We start from the raw sequence: 17,392 nt of genomic DNA, 5'->3' as shown, positions 1-17,392 counted from the left end.
TCAGTGCCGTGCCTCGGGCGATTCCCCGTCCGAGGCCGTGGGCGGAGGGCTCCCCATGAGGGAATTCTCCTGCTCGCCGGAGATGCGCCACAGCTCCTGGCGCCGGGCGAGCCGATCCTGCGCCACCACCTGCACCGCCCCCGCCACCGGCAGCGCCAGCAGCGCCCCGAGCACGCCCGCGAACGCGGTGCCCACCAGCATCGCCAGCGCGATGAGCAGCGGGTTCATGTGCAGCGTGCGCCGCTGGATGAACGGCTGCAGCAGGTGGTTCTCCACCTGCTGGTAGACGAGGAAGACGATCAACGTGATGACGCCGGCGCGCGTGCCCGCAGAGGCGAACGTGGTGCCCACCACCAGCATGCCGCCGAGGAAGGCCCCGATGAAGGGGATGAGCCCCAGCACCGCCATGGCCAGCCCCAGCGGGAGGAAGTAGGGCACATCCAGCAGCAGCAGCGTCACCGTCGTCACCCCACCGCCGATGAGCGAGATGAGGAACGAGCCCGCCACATAGCGGCCCACGGTGCGGTTCATCCGTGAGGCCAGCTTGCGCGTGTGCTCCCGCTTCCGCGGAGGCACCCACAAGAGCGCCTTGTCGAACAGGTCCTTGCCGAAGGCCAGGAAGAAGGCCGCCAGCACCATGATGGTGATGAAGGCGGCCAGGCGATGGAGCAGGCCCGTCACCACCCCGAGCACCGGCATCGCCGCGCCGGGCAGCCGCTGGCGCAGCTCCGCCGCCATCCGCTCGAAGACGCCGTAGCGCTCGTCCAAACGCTGCAGCCACTCCCAGTGGCGCATCGACTCGAGGTAGCCGGGGGCCGCCTCCACCAGCGCCCGCGCCTGCTCCACCATCATGGGCACGAACGTCGTCAGCAGGGCCGCCATCCCGCCCAACGCGGACAGGAACACCAGCCCCACCGACATCCCGCGCCGCAGGCCCCGGCGCTCCATCCAGGCCACCAGCGGATGGGCCGCCAAGGCAAGGAAGAGCGCCACCAGCACCCAGGACAGCACGCCGCTGGCGGCCCGCAGCAACATCAGCAGCGCCAGCATCCCCAGGACGTTGAGCCCCACCGTCCACACGGTTCGGGGCGAGACCTGGGAGCGCGGCGCGTGGGCCACGTTCTAGCTCTCCGGGAGCTGATCCCGACGCATCGGCCGCAGGCTCTCGCTCGGCCGGGCCGTCAATTCCTCCTCCTCTTCCTCCTCTCCGCTGGCGCGGAACTCCTGAATCTGGTCGGGGAGGATGTCGCGGAAGTCCGGCTCCTCCTCCAGCGGCGGCGTGGCGGCCAGGTCCTGGTCGGTGATGTTCACCTCTTCCTGGCCCGTGACAGGGTCCACATGGCGACGCGAGGTCGATTCGCCCACATCCTCGGAACCCAGCTTCTTGAAGCGCATGACAGTCCTCCTCTCGAGGAACCCGGTGGGTCGGCTGCTTCCGAGCTAACAGTGCGGACCCAGGCCGGGCGCGGCAAACGGAGGCCGCCTGCCCGCCTGCTGTCTTCCGCTCAGGGCCCCGGGCGCCCGGAGGTTTCGGTGCGGCGGGCCGGGTAGGCGGGCGCCTTGCCCGACACCACCATGGCCAGGGCGAGCACCCGCGAGAACATCTCCCGCACCGCGTAGCGCCGGGTGGAGGGCCGGCCCTCGTCGGCCGCCACGCCCCAGGCGTCCATGCCCACCGAGTTGGCGATGAAGAGGGCGCGCGGCAGGTGGAAGCGCTGGGTCACCAGCAGCGCCTGGCGCACCTGGAAGACGGTGAAGGCCCGCACGCAGCTGTCATAGGTGGACAGGCCCGAGTCATCCCCCAGCACCGCCGCCTCGGGCAGGCCTCGCTCCAAGAGGTAGCGGCGCATGGCGCGCGTCTCGTCATGGAAGCGGTCCGAGTTGTCCCCGCTCACCAGCACCGCCTTGACGCGCCCCGCCTTCCAGAGGGCCACCGCCGTGTCCAGCCGCTGGGCCAGCACCGCCGAGGGCACCCCGCCCGGCGCCAGCCCCGCGCCGAACACGAGCGCCACCGGGGCCTCGGGCGCCTGGCTCAGGGGGACGATGCGGTCCTCGTAGCGAACCCGGACGAGGTGCGACAGGCCGAGCACCACCAGCAGCGCCACCGCGCCGGCGAGGAGCCCTCTGCGCAACCAGACTCCAAGCACGCCGCGACGCCCCATGGGTTAGGTAGAACCGTGGTCCGGGGGCATTGTCGCCCGACCCCCCAACGCCTGGAAGGGGGGCGAAGCGGGCCCGTTTCAGGCCGGGGCGCCCGCCGAGGTGCCGAGCGGCCGCAACGCGTGGCGCTCCACGGCCTCCACGAGCGTCTGGAGGTCGGCTGGCTTCTTGATGAAGGCAGCCACATTGTAATTGGAGGCGTACAGGGCCCGATCCCGGGGGTGCATCGCCGCCATGCCCGCGGAGAGGATGACCACGGGAATCTCCGAGAAGCCGTCCGTCTGCTTGCGGAAGGTGAGCAGCCGGTGCCCGTCCATGATGGGCAGCCCCATGTCCAGCAGGATGAGGGCGGGCCGAGGCCCCCGCGTCAGGTGCTCGACCGCCTCGCGGCCATGGCTGGCCACGCGCACCTCATAGCCCTGGAGCTCCAGGAAGCCCTGGAGGGCTTCGCGAATGTCCGGGTCGTCCTCGACGACGAGGATGGGGCCGCTCAGAAGAGACGCCATGGTGCTCCCTCCGGTCCAGGGGGCCTGCCTTGAAAGGCTATGTGCCCGAGGGTGGGATGGCATGGGAGGCCTCACCGCCCGGCCGCCTGGTCGAGGACAGCCGTCTTCCATGACACGGTGCGGTTGACCGGCTGGCGTGCCGCTTATATAGGGGGCGCCGCCCGGTACCTGCCCTCCCCGTTGTTGGGACTCTCGCAGGGCCGCGTCCGAACAGGAGCTTCAGGCCCCCATGGCGTCCCTTCGCGACATTCGCAAGCGCATCCGCACGGTGAAGAACACGCGGCAGATCACCAAGGCGATGAAGATGGTGGCGGCCGCCAAGCTGCGCAAGGCGCAGGATGCCATCATCGCCGCGCGTCCCTACGCGCAGATGCTGGACCAGATCATCGCCGACCTCGCGGCCCGCTCGGCCGAGGAGGAGGTCGCCCACCCGCTGCTGACGGCCCGCCCCATCCGCCGCGCGGAGGTGGTGGTGCTCACCTCGGACCGTGGCCTCGCCGGTGGCTTCAACTCCAACGTCATCCGCCGCGCCAGCCGCTACATCTACGAGAACAGCTCGCTGGAGCGCATCCAGCTCTCCACGGTGGGCCGCAAGGGCCACGACTTCTTCCGCCAGCGCGGGCAGAACATCCGCAAGGACTTCGGTGGCCTGTACCAGCGGCTGAACTACCTGGCCGCCCGCGAGGTGGCCGAGGAGCTCACCGCCAGCTTCACCAATGGCGAGGTGGATGCCGTCTACGTCGTCTACAACGAGTTCCTCTCGGCCATCAGCCAGCAGGTGAACCTGACGCAGATCCTGCCGCTGCAGACCTTCGGGCCCGGCGCGGCGGCCCCGGCGGCTCCCAAGGCCGGCACCGGTCCGACGCTGGTGGACTTCAAGTACGAGCCCGGCCGCCGCGAGGTGCTGGACCGGCTGGTGCCCCAGGCCGTCTCCATCAAGCTGTACCGCGCGCTGCTGGAGAGCCAGGCCAGCGAGCACGGCGCCCGCATGAGCGCCATGGAGAACGCCACCAGCAACGCCACGGACATGATCGCCAGCCTCTCGCTGCACTACAACCGCACGCGCCAGGCCGTCATCACCAAGGAGCTGATGGAGATCGTCTCCGGCGCCGAGGCGCTCAAGTAGTCGCCTCCAACCGTCCTGCGCAGCACTCCGGGGCCTGTTCTTCCACCTGATTCGGTGGAGGGCGGGCCCTGCGGCTTTTAATGTCCCGGCGCGAAAGCGAGGAGGGGCACATGAAGCGACTGTGGGGGATGCTCGTGCTGTTCACGGTGTCCGGGTGTACGTGTGGCACGGTGCCCAGCGGTCACGGTGGCATCGTCTTCGACTCCTTTGGCCAGGGCACGCAGAAGGACCTCTACGGCGAGGGGCTGCATGTGCTCCGGGTCGGCAAGGACCTCATCGTCTACGACTTGCGCGTGCAGGAGCTGAAGGAGGACCTGGCCGTGCTGTCCAACAACGGCCTGGACCTGAAGGTGGACGCCAGCGTGCGCTACCGGCCGGAGGCGGCCAAGATCTTCGAGCTGCACACCCAGACGGGCCCCCGCTACGCGGACATCCTGGTGGGCCCCATCGTCCGCTCGGAGGCGCGCAAGGTGTTCGGCCGCTACGCGCCCGAGGAGATCTACTCCAGCAAGCGCGAGCAGATCGAAAAGGAGATCTACGACGAGGTGACCCGGGCGCTGGCGGGCAAGCACGTGGTGGTGGAGGCCATCCTGGTGCGCGACGTGGGGCTGCCAGAGGCCATCCGCCAGGCCATCGGCGACAAGCTGGCCGAGGAGCAGCGCAGCCAGAAGATGCGCTTCACCCTCGACAAGGAGCGCCAGGAGGCCGAGCGCAAGCAGATCGAAGCCGAGGGCATCGCCAAGTACCAGAGCATCGTCCGCCAGGGGCTGACCGAGGAGTACCTGCGCCTCAAGGGCATCGAAATCACCGAGAAGCTGGCGGCCAGCCCCAACTCGAAGATCATCCTGGTGGGCAGCGGGGGCAGCGGCGGCCTGCCGCTCGTCTACCAGCCAGACGGCAAGTAGCCCTTGGCACGGTGGCACCCGGGGACTTAAGACGCTCTTCTGACTGGCGTGCCACGAGGCTTGACCCCGTAGCAGCCCCCCGGTAAAGGGGGCCCGCCCTCCCACCCTCGGGCCGATTTTCGACGCGAGGCGGCCGCGCCGCCCTTCGCAAGAGGCAGACGAACTCATGAGCGCTCAAGCTGCGACGGTAGGCAAGATCACCCAGGTTCTCGGACCCGTGATTGACGTGGAGTTCCCGCCCGGAGGACTGCCGGAGGTGTACACCGCCCTCACGGTGTCCAACCCCACGGTGAGCTCCGAGGCCGACAACCTCACCATCGAGGTGGCTCAGCACCTGGGCGAGAACATGGTGCGCTGCATCTCCATGGACTCCACCGAGGGCCTGGCCCGCGGCCAGACGGTGAAGAACACCGGCGCTCCCATCCAGGTTCCGGTGGGCAAGCCCACCCTGGGCCGCATCCTGAACGTCACCGGCGCGCCGGTGGACGAGAAGGGCCCCGTGAAGGCCCAGCAGACCTGGCCCATCCACCGCCCGGCTCCGCTCTTCGTGGACCAGGACGTGCGCGTGCAGGCCTTCGAGACGGGCATCAAGGTCATCGACCTGCTCGCCCCGTACACCCGCGGTGGGAAGATCGGCCTGTTCGGCGGCGCCGGCGTGGGCAAGACGGTGCTCCTGATGGAGCTCATCCGCAACGTCGCCAAGGAGCGCGGCGGCTTCTCGGTGTTCGCCGGCGTGGGTGAGCGCACCCGCGAGGGCAACGACCTGTACCACGAGATGCAGGAAGGCGGCGTCATCAACACGCAGGACCTGGAGAAGAGCCAGTGCGTGCTGGTGTACGGGCAGATGAACGAGCCGCCCGGAGCCCGCGCCCGCGTGGCCCTCTCCGCGCTGACCATCGCCGAGTACTTCCGTGACGTGGAGGGGCGCGACGTGCTCCTCTTCGTGGACAACATCTTCCGGTTCACGCAGGCCGGCTCCGAGGTGTCCGCGCTCCTGGGCCGTATTCCGAGCGCCGTGGGTTACCAGCCCACGCTGTCCACCGAGATGGGCGCCCTGCAGGAGCGCATCACCTCCACCACCAAGGGCTCCATCACCTCGGTGCAGGCCATCTACGTGCCCGCCGACGACCTGACGGACCCCGCGCCCGCCACCACGTTCGCCCACCTGGACGCGACGACGGTGCTCAACCGCGCCATCTCCGAGCTGGGCATCTACCCCGCGGTGGATCCGCTCGACTCCACCAGCCGCATCCTCGACCCGAACGTGGTGGGCGCCGAGCACTACAGCGTGGCCCGCAAGGTCCAGGGCATCCTCCAGAAGTACAAGGAGCTGCAGGACATCATCGCCATCCTCGGCATGGACGAGCTGTCCGAGGCGGACAAGCAGACGGTGGCGCGCGCGCGGAAGATCCAGCGCTTCCTGTCGCAGCCGTTCTTCGTCGCCGAGGTGTTCACCGGCAAGCCGGGCCGCTACGTGAAGCTCCAGGACACCATCCAGGGCTTCAAGGAGATCGCCGACGGCAAGCACGACGACATCCCCGAGGCGGCCTTCTACATGGCGGGCGACATCAACGAGGTGCTCGAGAACGCCCGGAAGATCGCGGCCGCCTAGTTCGCCGGCGTGCCGGCCCGGAGGTGCTCCATGCTGCGCCCCCTGTTCGCCATCGCCTTGTTGCTCGCGCTCCCCGGCCTTGCCGCGGAGCGCGCCAGCAAGGCGCGGGTGAGCGCCAATGGTCTCTACAGCGTTCGCCTGGTGGAGGATGCGCCGGGCCAGTGCCGCGTGGAGATGCTCAAGGAGAGCGGGCTGGCGTGGCAGTTCTCCGGGTGCGTCGGCACGGTGAATGACCTGTACTTCGCCTCCAACGACGGGGAGCGCTTCTGGGTGCTGCACCCGCTGGCGGAGAAGGGCACCAAGGGGCTGGTGCTCAAGCAGGGCAAGAGGAAGGTTCGGATTCCGGGCTGGGCGAACACGCCGGTGGCGGCGCTGTACGACCGGGCCGGGCAGAAGCTGCAGGAGAAGCGGCTGCCGGACTTCCTGAAGTCGAAGGAGCTGAGTGAGGTGCGGCAGATGCAGGGCCACTTCAAGTGGCTCGAGGGCACGCTGGGGATTCCCGGCAAGGGCCCGCGCCTGACGGACCAGGAGAAGGTGGAGTTCGAGGCGGTAGGCGGCAAGTTCTACTCGCTGTCGTTCTGAATGCAGCAGCGCGGTACCCGAGGAGCACATGGCGAAGCTGACCGTGGAGATTGTGACCCCTGAGAAGCGCATCCTCTCCGTGCAGGCGGATGAGGCCATCGTGCCGGGCGGCCATGGCCTCTTTGGCGTGCGGCCGGGCCACACGCCGTTCCTGTCGCTGATGGAGCCGGGGGCGCTGACGATCATCGACGGCGGCCGGCGCGAGTCGTTCTTCGTGGCGGGCGGCTTCGTGGAGGTCGGCAACGACAAGGTGCTGGTGCTGGCCGATGGCGCCGAGCCGGTGTCGGGCATCGACGTGGAGGCGGCGCGCCGGCGGATGAACGAGGCGCAGGAGCGCCTCAAGGGCCTGGCGCCCGAGGACGCCCGCTACCAGCTGGAGCAGGCGACCGTGCGCCGTGAGACGGCGCGCATGACGGCCGCCGGTACGCGCTAGCTCACTCTCAGACGTCGCGAAGTGGCGCGCTGTGGGTCCTTCCAGCGCGCCCTCGGGGCGTCCCTTATCCCCACCATTCGAGACCCGCATACTCCCCTGATTTGACTCCGTGCCGTAAAAGATGCATTTGATATACATCTTTTCGGGCCATGAAAGGCCAGGAGGCAAACCATGAGCACCCTGTACGAGCAGATTGGCGGAGCGAAGGCGATGGACGCGGCGGTGGACATCTTCTACCGGCGGGTGTTGTCGGACGACCGCATCAGCCGCTTCTTCGAGGGGGTGGACATGGAGCGCCAGGCGGCGAAGCAGAAGGCGTTCCTGACGATGGTGTGCGGCGGGCCCAATAGCTACACGGGGCAGGACATGCGCCGGGGGCACGCGCACCTGGTGAAGCAGGGGCTGAACGACACGCACTTCAACGTGGTGGTGGAGCACCTGGCGGGCACGCTGAGCGATCTCGGGGTGCCGGCGCCCCTCATCCAGCAGGTGGGCGCGCTGGCCGAGAGCGTGCGCGCGGACGTGCTCAACAAGTAGCGGGAGGAGGCGGCCATGTCCCGGGTGAACTACCAGGAGCGCTGGTACCCGCTGGAGGCACAGGAGTCCGTCCTGGACGGGCTGTTGCGGCAGGGGGTGGGGGTGCCGCACGCGTGCAAGGCGGGGGTGTGCCAGTCGTGCCTGATGCGGGCCTCGAGCGGCGCGGTGCCGGAGAAGGCGCAGGCGGGGCTCAAGGAGACGCTGAAGGCGCGCAACTACTTCCTGGCCTGCTCCTGTCAGCTGGAGCCGGGCATGGACCTGGAGGTGGCGGGCGGTGAGGAGCTGCGGGTACCGGCGCGCATCGAGGCGCTGGAGCCCTTGAGCGCGGACGTGCTGCGGGTGCGGCTGTGGGCGCGGGCGCCCTTCGAGTACCGGGCGGGGCAGTACCTCACATTGCTGCGCGAGGACGGGCTGGCGCGCAGCTACTCGGTGGCGAGCCTGCCTCGGGAGGAGCACCTGGAGTTGCACGTGCGCCTGCTGCCGGGCGGGGCGATGAGCACCTGGCTGAGCACGGAGGCGAAGCCAGGCGACACGGTGAGCCTCCAGGGGCCGGCGGGGGAGTGCTTCTACGTGGCGGGTCGCCCCGAGCAGACGCTGGTGTTGGCGGGGACGGGCACGGGCCTGGCGCCGCTGTACGGCATCGCCCGGGACGCGCTGGCGCAGGGGCACACGGGCCCCATCTGGCTGTTCCACGGCGCGAGGGACTCGCGCGGGCTGTATCTGGTGGAGGCGCTGAGGGCGCTGGCGGCGCGCCATCCGAATCTGCACTACCGGCCGAGTGTGCTGGAGGGCCGCCTGGAGGAAGGGCTGCACGTGGGCGCGCTGGATGCGCTCATCCGCGCCGAGTGTCCGAAGCCCACGGGTGGGCGCGCGTTCCTCTGCGGCAACCCGGAGCTGGTGCTATCCCTGAGGAAGAAGCTCTTCCTGGCGGGGCTCTCGATGAAGGACATCCACGCGGATGCCTTCCTGCCGAGCGCGTCCCCGGCGGCGGGAGCGGGAGCCATGCCTCGTGCATCTAACGCTTCACGCTGACTACTCGCTGCGCGTGCTGCTGTACCTGGCCGCGCGCCCGCAGGGGCTCGTCTCCACGCAGGAGGTGAGCGAGGCCTACGGCATCTCCAAGAACCACCTGGTGCGCGTGGTGCAAGCGCTGGGCAAGGAAGGCTTCATCGAGGTGCGCCCCGGGCGCGCGGGGGGCCTCACGCTCGCGCGCACGCCCTCGGAGATTCCGCTGGGCAGGGTGTTCCGCGCCACCGAGCCGGACTTCCACCTGGTGGAGTGCTTCAACAAGGCGGAGAACACCTGCCCCATCGCCCCCGCGTGTGGCCTCAAGGGCGTGCTGTACGAGGCGCGCGAGGCGTTCCTGGCCGTGTTGGACAAGTACACCCTGGCGGATGTCATCCAGCGATCACGCAAGGACCTGGCGGACTTCTTCCTGCCCCCCGCGGCGGCGGGTGGTCCATAATCCTCGGGCAGATGACCTCGGCCCAGCTCGAGCTGTTCCACCACATCGCCGACCCGGCGTCGGCGGTGGCGCGGCGCTACGTGGTGGACTACGGGCTGGAGGACCGGGTGCGCTTTCGCAACCTCACCTACCCGGAGGTGGAGGCTGATTTCCACCGCCTGGGTGGGAAGACGGCGCCCGCCCTGTGGGATGGGACACACCTGCACCAGGGCGCGGAGGCGGTGGTCGCGCGGTTGCAGGCGGTGGTGAACCTGGGGCGTGACGGCGACACGTAGCCGTGTGTGAGCCCTGCATCTGGGGGCTGGTGCTGGAACGAGCCTCGGGTAATCTGCGCGCCTCCGATGCCGCTGACCCCCGCAGAGCGCCAGGACAGGTTCCATGCGGCCTTCCTGGGCCTCGCCATCGGGGACGCCCTGGGGTTTCCGCTGCGGGGCATTCCGCCGGCGAGCCTCACGCGGCTCACGCACCTGGCGGATGACTTCGCCCCACGCCCGCGTGGCAAGTTCGCCAAGGGGCAGTTCTCGGACGACACGCAGCTGTTGCTGGCCGCCAGCGAGAGCGTGATTCGCGAGGGCAAGGTGGACGGGCGCAGCGCGGCGGCGCACTTCGCGTGGCTGTGGCAGGAGGGCGTCATCCTCCAGCCGCCCCGAGGGCTGTCCGAGGCGCTGCAGCGGCTGGCGGGCGGCAAGCCGTGGATGAGCGCGGGGGCGCCGCTGGGGCTCAAGTGTCCCTCGGTGCTGAGCCGGGCGATGGTGGTGGGGCTCTTCGAGAACGGCAGCGCGCGGTTGCCGCACGACGCCGGGGTGCTGGCCATCATCACCCACAAGGATCCGGTGTGCGCGGCGGCGGCGGCGGCCTTCGCTCAGGCGGTGGCGCTGGGCATGGAGGAGGAGCCGCTGACGTCGGCGGACTTCTGCGAGCGGCTGGCGCTGGCGGCGGCGGTACATGACAAGGGGCTGGCGGAGGAACTGCGGCACCTGCCTCGGCTGCTCACGTGGGACAAGGGCCGGGCGCTGGATGCGCTGCGGAAGATTGGCGTACCGCGCGCGGAGCTGCAGGGCGTGGACGGGCTGCCGGCGCACGTGGTGCCGGTGTTGCTGACGTCGCTGTACGCGGTGCTGAAGGTGCCGCACGACTTCCGCGAGGCGCTGGCGCTGGTGCTGCGCTGTGGCGGCGAGGTGGACGTGGCGGCGGCGGTGACGGGGGGCCTGCTGGGCGCCCACCTGGGCACGCGCGCCCTACCGCCTCGGCTGAGAAAGCAGGTGCTCTACCTGGAGAACCTGGTGGACACGGCGGACCGGCTCTTCCAGGCACGCCAGGTGCGCGAGACGCTGGCTACGGCGCTGGCGCTGCACCGCAAGCGCTGAGCTCCTCCTACGCTCATTCCATCCCGCCGCACGGGAAGCAGGCAGGCGAACAGGTGCCAGCTGCCCCGAGCGGACTTCACCCCGTGCGCAGCCCTGCCCACCTTCTCTCAGGAATGGGGCACGAGGCGCTGGATGTGGCGCCCGGTCGCCCTCTGAAATCCGGAGGCGGGGACGTGGAACTCGAATCGGAGCGTCTGGAGCGAAGCCAACTGGAGACGTTGACCACCGCCGAGCTCATCCGGCACGCCTTCGCCGAGGCGAAGCTGCTGGTGAAGGCCGAGGTGCTGCACGCCAAGAAGGAGCTGCGCGAGGAAATCAAAGCCGCGCGTACCAGCGGCATCCTCATCGGAGCGGCTGTCACCCTGGTGCTGTGCGGCCTGTCGGCGCTCTTCGTCACCATCGGACTGGCCCTGCCGCTGACGCCCTGGCTGGGCGTGCTGCTCGTCGGGGTGGGCCTGCTGCTCATCGCCGGCGGCATGGCCTGGTTCGGCGTGAAGAAGCTGCCGAAGAAGCCGCTGCCCCACACCCAGGAGCGCCTCAAGACCGACTTCGAGCGGGCGCGGGAGACACTGCAATGAACGAGTGGGGCCACCTCGAGCAGAGGAACGAGAACGGGCACGACACCTCGAACAAGGATCGCATCTTCCGCAGCCCGGACCAGAGCACCCGTGAGCAGATGGAGCGCACCGTGCATGACAAGGAGCAGGAACACGAGAAGGAGCATGCGCTCGCCGGCAAGAGCGCCCGCGAGCAGGTGGAGCGCACCGCGGACCGCATCCGCGACGAGCTGATGCTCACCCTGGAGGAGCTGGAGCGGCGGCGCGAGCGCGTGCTCAACGTGCGCTACCAGGCCTCTCGGCACCAGGAGGTCATCATCGGCGCGGCCGTGGCGGCGCTCGTGCTGACCGGCGTGGGCGTGGGCGTGGCCATGTGGCGGGCCCGTCACCGCGAGCAGATCCTGGCCAGGCAGCGCATCAAGGCCGTCCAGCGGGCGTGGCAGCACCCGGCCCGCGTGGCCTCCAGCGCCGAGCAGCGCCCGCTCGCCGTGGAGATGGGCCGCAAGCTCATCATGATCTTCGGCACCGCGCTGGCCACCTCCATCGCCCGTAGCTCCGTCCAGTCGCTCGTGCCTCAGCGCGCTGAGCAGAAGTAGATTTAATTGCGCGGAACGCGCGCATAAAGCAGAGTGATTGTCTGTGGACGACCTGCTCTATGCGCGTGCGCAGATGGGGATGTCGCTGGCCTTTCACATCGTCTTCGCCGCGGCAGGCGTGGCGCTGCCGGTGTTGATGGTGCTCAGCGACTTGAAGGCGCGGCGGACGGGCGACGCGGACTACCGGCTGCTCAGCTACAAGCTGGCCAAGGGCACCGCCATCCTCTTCGCGGTGGGAGCGGTGAGCGGCACGGTGCTCTCGTTCGAGTTGGGCCTGCTGTGGCCCGAGTTCATGGGACAATACGGGGAAGTGATTGGCCTGCCCTTCAGCCTGGAGGGCGTGGCCTTCTTCACCGAGGCCATCTTCCTGGGCATCTACCTGTACGGGCGCGAGCGGGTGTCGCCGGGCCTGCACCTGTTCTCCGGGGTGATGGTGGCGCTGAGCGGGGCGGCGAGCGCCTTCTTCGTCACCCTGGTCAACGTCTTCATGAATGATCCGTCCGGCTTCACGCCGACGCCGAACGGCCCCACGGACATCCAACCCCTGGTGGCCATGTTCAGCCCGGGCTGGCCGTACCAGACGGCGCACGTGCTGCTCTCGTGCTACCAGGCGAGCGCCTTCGCCATGGCGGGCATCCACGCCTTCGTGCTGCTGCGCCACCCGGGCTCGGCCTTCCACCGCAAGGCGCTCTCGGTGGCGCTGCCCCTGGCGTGCGTGACCGCGCTCGCCCAGCCGCTCGTGGGCGACTTCCTGGCCAAGCACGCCGCGGAGGCCCAGCCGGTGAAGCTGGCCGCCATGGAGGGCCACTTCGACACCGAGCGCGGCGCCTCGCTGCGGGTGGGAGGCCTGCCGGACATGGAGACGGCCACCACGCCCTATTCGCTCGAGATTCCGTATGGCCTGTCCATCCTCGCCTTCGGGGATCCGCATGCGGAGGTGAAGGGGCTCAAGGAGTTCCCCCGAGAGGATTGGCCCCCGGTGGCCAAGGTCCACCTGGCCTTCCAGCTCATGGTGGGCACGGGCAGCGCCATGGCGCTGCTGGCCCTGGTGACGCTGGGGCTGCGGTGGCGCAAGCGCGAGTGGCCCTCGGGGCCGAGGATGATGCGGCTGTGGCTCCTGGCCTCTCCGCTGGGTGTACTGGCGATGGAGGCGGGGTGGCTCGTCACCGAGTGGGGCCGCCAGCCGTGGATCATCCACGGGGTGATGCGCACGAAGGACGCGGTGACGCCGGTGCCGCACCTGGCCGCGCCCTTCTGGACCTTCACGCTGGTGTACCTCTTCCTGGGAGCGATGGTGACGTTCCTGCTGGCACGCCAGGTGGCCGGCACGCTGCCCGGCCGGGAGTCGGACGATGCCCACTGAGCTGGTGCTGGGCTTCGCGGTGGCGGGGACCTTCGTCCTCTACTCGCTCTTTGGCGGGGCGGACTTCGGCGGCGGGGTGTGGGATTTGCTCGCCTCGGGCCCTCGCAAGGCGGAGCAGCGCGCCCTCATCGCCCACGCCCTCGGCCCGGTGTGGGAGGTGAACCACGTCTGGCTCATCGCCGGGCTGGTGCTGCTCTTCAGTGGCTTTCCGCGCGCCTTCTCGGCGCTCACCGTGGCGCTGCACGTGCCGCTGACGCTGCTCCTGCTGGGCATCGTCTTCCGCGGCACGGCGTTCACCTTCCGCACGTATGACGCACGGGGGGACCTGGTGCAGCGGCGCTGGGGGCTCGTCTTCAGCGTGGCCAGCCTGGTGTCCCCCGTGTTGCTGGGCATGTGCGTGGGCGCGGTGGTGAGCGGCCGCATCCGCGTGGAGGGGCGCGTGGTGGTGAGCGGCTTCTTCGAGCCCTGGCTGACGCCGTTCGCCCTGGCGGTAGGCGTGCTGGCGCTCTGCCTCTTCGCGTTCCTGGCCGCCGTGTACCTCACCGCCGAGGCGGACTCCGAGCCGCTGCGAGAGGACTTCCGCCGCCGGGCCCTGGGCGCCGGCGTGGCCGTGTTCCTCGCCGCACTCGGGGTGCTGCTGCTGGCGCGCCAGGGTGCTCCGCGCGTGTGGCAGGGGCTGCTGCACGAGCCCTTCGCGCTGGCCCTGCACGCGGTGACGGCGCTCTCGGCCCTGGCCGCCTTTGCCCTGCTGTGGCGCCGCTCCTTCCGGCTGGCGCGCGTGGCCGCGGCGGTGCAGGCGGGCTTCATCGTGCTCGGCTGGGCCGCCTCGCAGTACCCCTACCTCGTGGTGCCGGACATCACCCTCCAGGCCACCGCGGCCAGCCCCGCCGTGCAGCGCGTTCTCCTCGTGGCGCTGGTCGTGGGCATCCTGACGGTGGTGCCCTCCATCGCCCTGCTGCTGCGCATCTTCCAGTCCCCGCCCACGCGGCGCTGAGGGGTGTGCGTACACCCCCGGCCGGGTCATGCTCACCCGGCGCATGCGCGGCCCGAGACTGAAAAGCCAGACATGCTCGAACCGAATCCCTCGCATCCGCTCCGAGCGGCACGGGGGCTTCATTCTCATGTCTCGTGAGTCGAGAAGCAGTGCTTTCCTGGGAGTCTGCCGCGACTCGCTGCGAGTCAGGGGAGACTCCCTTGTTCGACCCATCCTTTCTGGGTATCCAGATCTGGATTGGCTGCTCTGCTTCTAGGGTATCGAAGGTTTTCAGCGGAGATGCTTCGGTGCCTTGGCGTCCCATGGAGGCCAGACACTCGGAATGACAATATATAAAAATCCTCGAATTCCAATGGGTTCAGTCATTTACAAGGAGAACTGAACGTTTGATTAGATTTTTCTAATGCATTACTGGATCAGCTGAATCCCCACCCCCTCGGAGGCTGCCCGATGCCCTTCGCCCCTCGCTCCCTCTTGCTGTGGAGTCTCCTCTTGGTATGGGTTTTCCCTCTCACCGTTCGAGCTCAGGGCTCGTTCGTGAATTGGGAAAACCCTCACGTCCATCCGCTGGAGCTGACACCGGATGGTTCGCGCTTGCTTGCCGTCAACACGGCGGACAATCGCTTGCTTGTCTTTGATTTGACCGGCCCCGGTCGTGAGCCGAGGTTGGTGGCCACCATCCCCGTGGGGCTCGAGCCGGTGTCGGTGCGCGCTCGCTCCAACACGGAGGCGTGGGTCGTCAATCACATCTCCGACAGCGTGAGCATCGTGAACCTCACCACGCTCAACGTGGTGGCCACCGTGCCTACCGACGATGAGCCCGCGGACGTCGTCTTCGCCGGCTGGCCCATCAAGCGGGCCTTCATCACCTGCTCCCAGGTCAACACGGTGCTGGTGGTGGATCCGAACTGGCCCCTGGCGGCTCCTCGGCGCGTGAAGATCCTGGGGGAGGATCCGCGCGCCCTGGCGGTGAGTCCGGACGGGCGCAAGGTGTACGCGGCCATCTTCGAGTCGGGCAACGCCACCACCGTGCTCAGCGGCGGCGGCACCCTGGAGGGCCTCTTTCCGCCCAACGTGGTGAGCGATCCGCTCGGCCCCTACGGCGGCATCAACCCGCCGCCCAACGCGGGCTCGGCGTTCAACCCGCCCATCCGCTCGGGGCTGCCGACGCCTCCTCCCGGGCCACTCATCGTGCGGAAGAACGCCCAGGGCCGGTGGATGGACGACAACGCCCATGACTGGACGGCGCTCGTCAGCGGTCCGAACGCGGCGGCCTCCGGGCGGCCGGTGGGCTGGGACATGCCGGACCGGGACCTGGCCATCATCGACGCGTCCTCGCTGTCGGTCTCCTATGCCCGGGGATTGATGAACCTGAACATGGCGCTGGCGGTTCACCCCAGCGGCGTCATCACCGTGGTGGGCACCGACTCCACCAACGAGGTGCGCTTCGAGCCGAACGTCAACGGCCGCTTCCTGCGCGTGCGGTTGGCCGCGGTGTACCCGACCGCGCCGGGCCTCGTGTGGCAGAAGGACCTGAACCCGCACCTCACGTACGTCACGCCCACGCTTCCTCAGTCCGAGCGCGACAAGTCCATCGGAGACCCGCGCGCCATCGTCTGGAACGCGCTGGGCACGCGCGGGTACGTGGCGGGCATGGGCTCCAACAACGTGGTGGTGGTGGGCGCCAACGGCCAGCGCCTGGGACAGCTGGACGTGGGCGAGGGGCCCACGGGCCTGGCGTTGGATGAGCAGCGCGGCAGGCTCTACGTGCTCAACCGCTTCGCCGCCAGCGTCTCGGTGGTGAGCGTGCAGGACCTCCAGGAGCGGGCCCGGGTCCCCTTCTTCGATCCGACGCCCGCGGCCATCAAGATGGGCCGCAAACACCTGTACGACACGCGTAGGACTTCAGGCCTGGGCCACATCTCGTGCGCTTCGTGCCACGTGGACGCGCGCATCGATCGGCTGGGGTGGGACCTGGGAGACCCGAGCGGGGAGATGAACCCGCTGACGGGCCAGAACAAGGGCATGGGCATCCCCGGGCTGACCACGGGCTTCGAGCCCGTCCACCCGATGAAGGGGCCAATGACGACGCAGACGCTCCAGGACATCATCGGCAAGGAGGCGCTGCACTGGCGTGGGGACCGCGCAGGGCTGGAGGACTTCAACCCGGCCTTCATGCACCTGCAGGGGGATGACGTGATGCTCAGCCCCGCGGAGATGCAGCAGTTCAAGGACTTCCTGGCCACGCTCACCTTCCCGCCCAACCCGTTCCGCAACCTCGACAACACGCTGCCCACCCACCTGCCGCTCACGGGCCGCTACACCACGGGCCGCTTCGCCCCCGCGGGGCAGCAGTTGCCCAACGGCAACGCCGTCCGCGGACTGGCGCTCTTCCGGCCGCCGCGCCTGCTGGGCCTGGGCGCCTTCGCCTGCTCCACCTGCCACACGCTGCCCAGCGGCCTGGGCACCAACATGACGTGGGATGGCACGCGCTTCGTGCCCCTGGCGCCGGGCCCGAACGGCGAGAGCCACCTGGGCCTCGTCGCCGCGGACCCCAGCACCAACATCGTGTTCAAGGTGCCGCAGCTGCGGAACCTCTATGACAAGGAGGGCATGGAGCTGACGCACACCGAGAGCCTCGCGGGCTTCGGCTTCAGCCACCACGGCGTGTCCGACTCTATCGCCCGCTTCATCGCCGCCCCCGCCTTCCAGGTGCAGAGCGACCAGGAGCTGGCGGACCTCACGGCCTTCATGCTGGCGTTCTCCGGCTCGGAGCTGCCGCACGGCTCGGAGACCACCGTGCTCGAGCCGCCCGGTCCCGACAGCAAGGACACCCACGCGGCGGTGGGCCAGCAGGTGACGCTGCGCACCCCGTGGCCGGGCTCGGAGCAGAGCGCCCTGCTGGATACCTTCCTCTCCCTGGCCGACAGCGGCAAGGTGGGGCTGGTGGTGAAGGGTCGGCAGGGCGGCCGGCAGCGCGGCTACACCTACCGCGGGGGCGGGGACTTCCAGTCCGACCGCGCCCATGAGCGGGTGAGCGCCGCGCAGCTTCGCAGCCGGGCCGGGCTCGGCAGCGAGCTGACGTGGACCGTGGTACCCAAGGGCACCCAGTGGCGCATCGGCGTGGACCGAGACGAGGACGGGGTGCTCGACGGCGACGAGTAGCCAGGGGAGGGCGGTGCGGAGCTT

Annotated in this window: 19 protein-coding genes; 15 read left to right on the top strand and 4 right to left on the bottom strand. The window is 69.4% G+C overall.

What is annotated here, in order from left to right; all coding sequences use genetic code 11:
* From SYV04_RS38655 to SYV04_RS38640, 4 genes are all read right to left on the bottom strand, one after another.
* A complete protein-coding gene (locus SYV04_RS38655) occupies nt 1-1,119 on the bottom strand; it encodes an AI-2E family transporter (RefSeq protein ID WP_321551079.1) in 1,119 nt (372 codons plus the stop codon).
* A gap of 3 nt (nt 1,120-1,122) precedes the next feature.
* Complete coding sequence (locus tag SYV04_RS38650; RefSeq protein ID WP_321551078.1) at nt 1,123-1,395, bottom strand: hypothetical protein; 273 nt, start codon at nt 1,393-1,395, stop codon at nt 1,123-1,125.
* 110 nt (nt 1,396-1,505) lie between these two features.
* Nucleotides 1,506-2,162, bottom strand: coding sequence for a SanA/YdcF family protein (locus SYV04_RS38645; protein WP_321551077.1), 657 nt, complete (start codon nt 2,160-2,162; stop codon nt 1,506-1,508).
* 78 nt (nt 2,163-2,240) lie between these two features.
* On the bottom strand, nt 2,241-2,666 hold the full coding sequence (locus SYV04_RS38640; protein WP_321551076.1) for a response regulator: 426 nt from the start codon (nt 2,664-2,666) through the stop codon (nt 2,241-2,243).
* 229 nt (nt 2,667-2,895) lie between these two features.
* Between SYV04_RS38640 and atpG the strand changes: the two genes are divergently transcribed.
* From atpG to SYV04_RS38565, 15 genes are all read left to right on the top strand, one after another.
* Nucleotides 2,896-3,792, top strand: a complete 897-nt coding sequence (gene atpG / locus SYV04_RS38635) for an ATP synthase F1 subunit gamma (protein WP_321551075.1) — start codon at nt 2,896-2,898, stop codon at nt 3,790-3,792.
* A gap of 110 nt (nt 3,793-3,902) precedes the next feature.
* A complete protein-coding gene (locus tag SYV04_RS38630; protein ID WP_321551074.1) occupies nt 3,903-4,697 on the top strand; it encodes a prohibitin family protein in 795 nt (264 codons plus the stop codon).
* A 166-nt stretch (nt 4,698-4,863) separates the two neighbouring features.
* Nucleotides 4,864-6,309, top strand: coding sequence for a F0F1 ATP synthase subunit beta (gene atpD / locus SYV04_RS38625; RefSeq protein ID WP_321551073.1), 1,446 nt, complete (start codon nt 4,864-4,866; stop codon nt 6,307-6,309).
* A gap of 30 nt (nt 6,310-6,339) precedes the next feature.
* A complete protein-coding gene (locus tag SYV04_RS38620; RefSeq protein ID WP_321551072.1) occupies nt 6,340-6,891 on the top strand; it encodes a hypothetical protein in 552 nt (183 codons plus the stop codon).
* Nucleotides 6,892-6,919: 28 nt separating this feature from the next.
* Nucleotides 6,920-7,324, top strand: coding sequence for a F0F1 ATP synthase subunit epsilon (locus tag SYV04_RS38615; protein ID WP_321551071.1), 405 nt, complete (start codon nt 6,920-6,922; stop codon nt 7,322-7,324).
* 171 nt (nt 7,325-7,495) lie between these two features.
* On the top strand, nt 7,496-7,861 hold the full coding sequence (locus tag SYV04_RS38610) for a group I truncated hemoglobin (RefSeq protein ID WP_321551070.1): 366 nt from the start codon (nt 7,496-7,498) through the stop codon (nt 7,859-7,861).
* Nucleotides 7,862-7,876: 15 nt separating this feature from the next.
* Nucleotides 7,877-8,893, top strand: a complete 1,017-nt coding sequence (locus SYV04_RS38605; RefSeq protein ID WP_321551069.1) for a 2Fe-2S iron-sulfur cluster-binding protein — start codon at nt 7,877-7,879, stop codon at nt 8,891-8,893.
* A complete protein-coding gene (locus tag SYV04_RS38600) occupies nt 8,871-9,326 on the top strand; it encodes an RrF2 family transcriptional regulator (protein ID WP_321551068.1) in 456 nt (151 codons plus the stop codon). The genes SYV04_RS38605 and SYV04_RS38600 overlap by 23 nt, the downstream gene beginning before the upstream one ends.
* Before the next feature lie 11 nt (nt 9,327-9,337).
* A complete protein-coding gene (locus SYV04_RS38595; protein WP_321551067.1) occupies nt 9,338-9,601 on the top strand; it encodes a hypothetical protein in 264 nt (87 codons plus the stop codon).
* Between the two features lie 66 nt (nt 9,602-9,667).
* Nucleotides 9,668-10,693, top strand: a complete 1,026-nt coding sequence (locus SYV04_RS38590; RefSeq protein ID WP_321551066.1) for an ADP-ribosylglycohydrolase family protein — start codon at nt 9,668-9,670, stop codon at nt 10,691-10,693.
* A gap of 173 nt (nt 10,694-10,866) precedes the next feature.
* Nucleotides 10,867-11,271 carry a phage holin family protein gene (locus SYV04_RS38585; protein ID WP_321551065.1) on the top strand — a complete coding sequence of 135 codons (405 nt, stop codon included), beginning with the start codon at nt 10,867-10,869 and terminating at the stop codon, nt 11,269-11,271.
* Nucleotides 11,268-11,846 carry a hypothetical protein gene (locus tag SYV04_RS38580; protein ID WP_321551064.1) on the top strand — a complete coding sequence of 193 codons (579 nt, stop codon included), beginning with the start codon at nt 11,268-11,270 and terminating at the stop codon, nt 11,844-11,846. The genes SYV04_RS38585 and SYV04_RS38580 overlap by 4 nt, the downstream gene beginning before the upstream one ends.
* Before the next feature lie 43 nt (nt 11,847-11,889).
* Complete coding sequence (locus SYV04_RS38575; protein WP_321551108.1) at nt 11,890-13,209, top strand: cytochrome ubiquinol oxidase subunit I; 1,320 nt, start codon at nt 11,890-11,892, stop codon at nt 13,207-13,209.
* Complete coding sequence (locus SYV04_RS38570) at nt 13,199-14,203, top strand: cytochrome d ubiquinol oxidase subunit II (RefSeq protein WP_321551063.1); 1,005 nt, start codon at nt 13,199-13,201, stop codon at nt 14,201-14,203. Before SYV04_RS38575 ends, SYV04_RS38570 begins: the two co-directional genes overlap by 11 nt.
* Before the next feature lie 450 nt (nt 14,204-14,653).
* Entirely contained in the window at nt 14,654-17,368 is a 2,715-nt protein-coding gene (locus tag SYV04_RS38565; protein ID WP_422724018.1) for a beta-propeller fold lactonase family protein, read from the top strand.
* The last annotated feature ends 24 nt before the right edge of the window (nt 17,369-17,392 follow it).

It is taken from the genome of Hyalangium ruber (assembly GCF_034259325.1).
Classification (GTDB): Bacteria; Myxococcota; Myxococcia; order Myxococcales; family Myxococcaceae; genus Hyalangium_A; species Hyalangium_A rubrum.
Note: the sequence above shows the minus strand (reverse complement) of the source record. Positions and strands in the feature narration are given on the sequence as shown.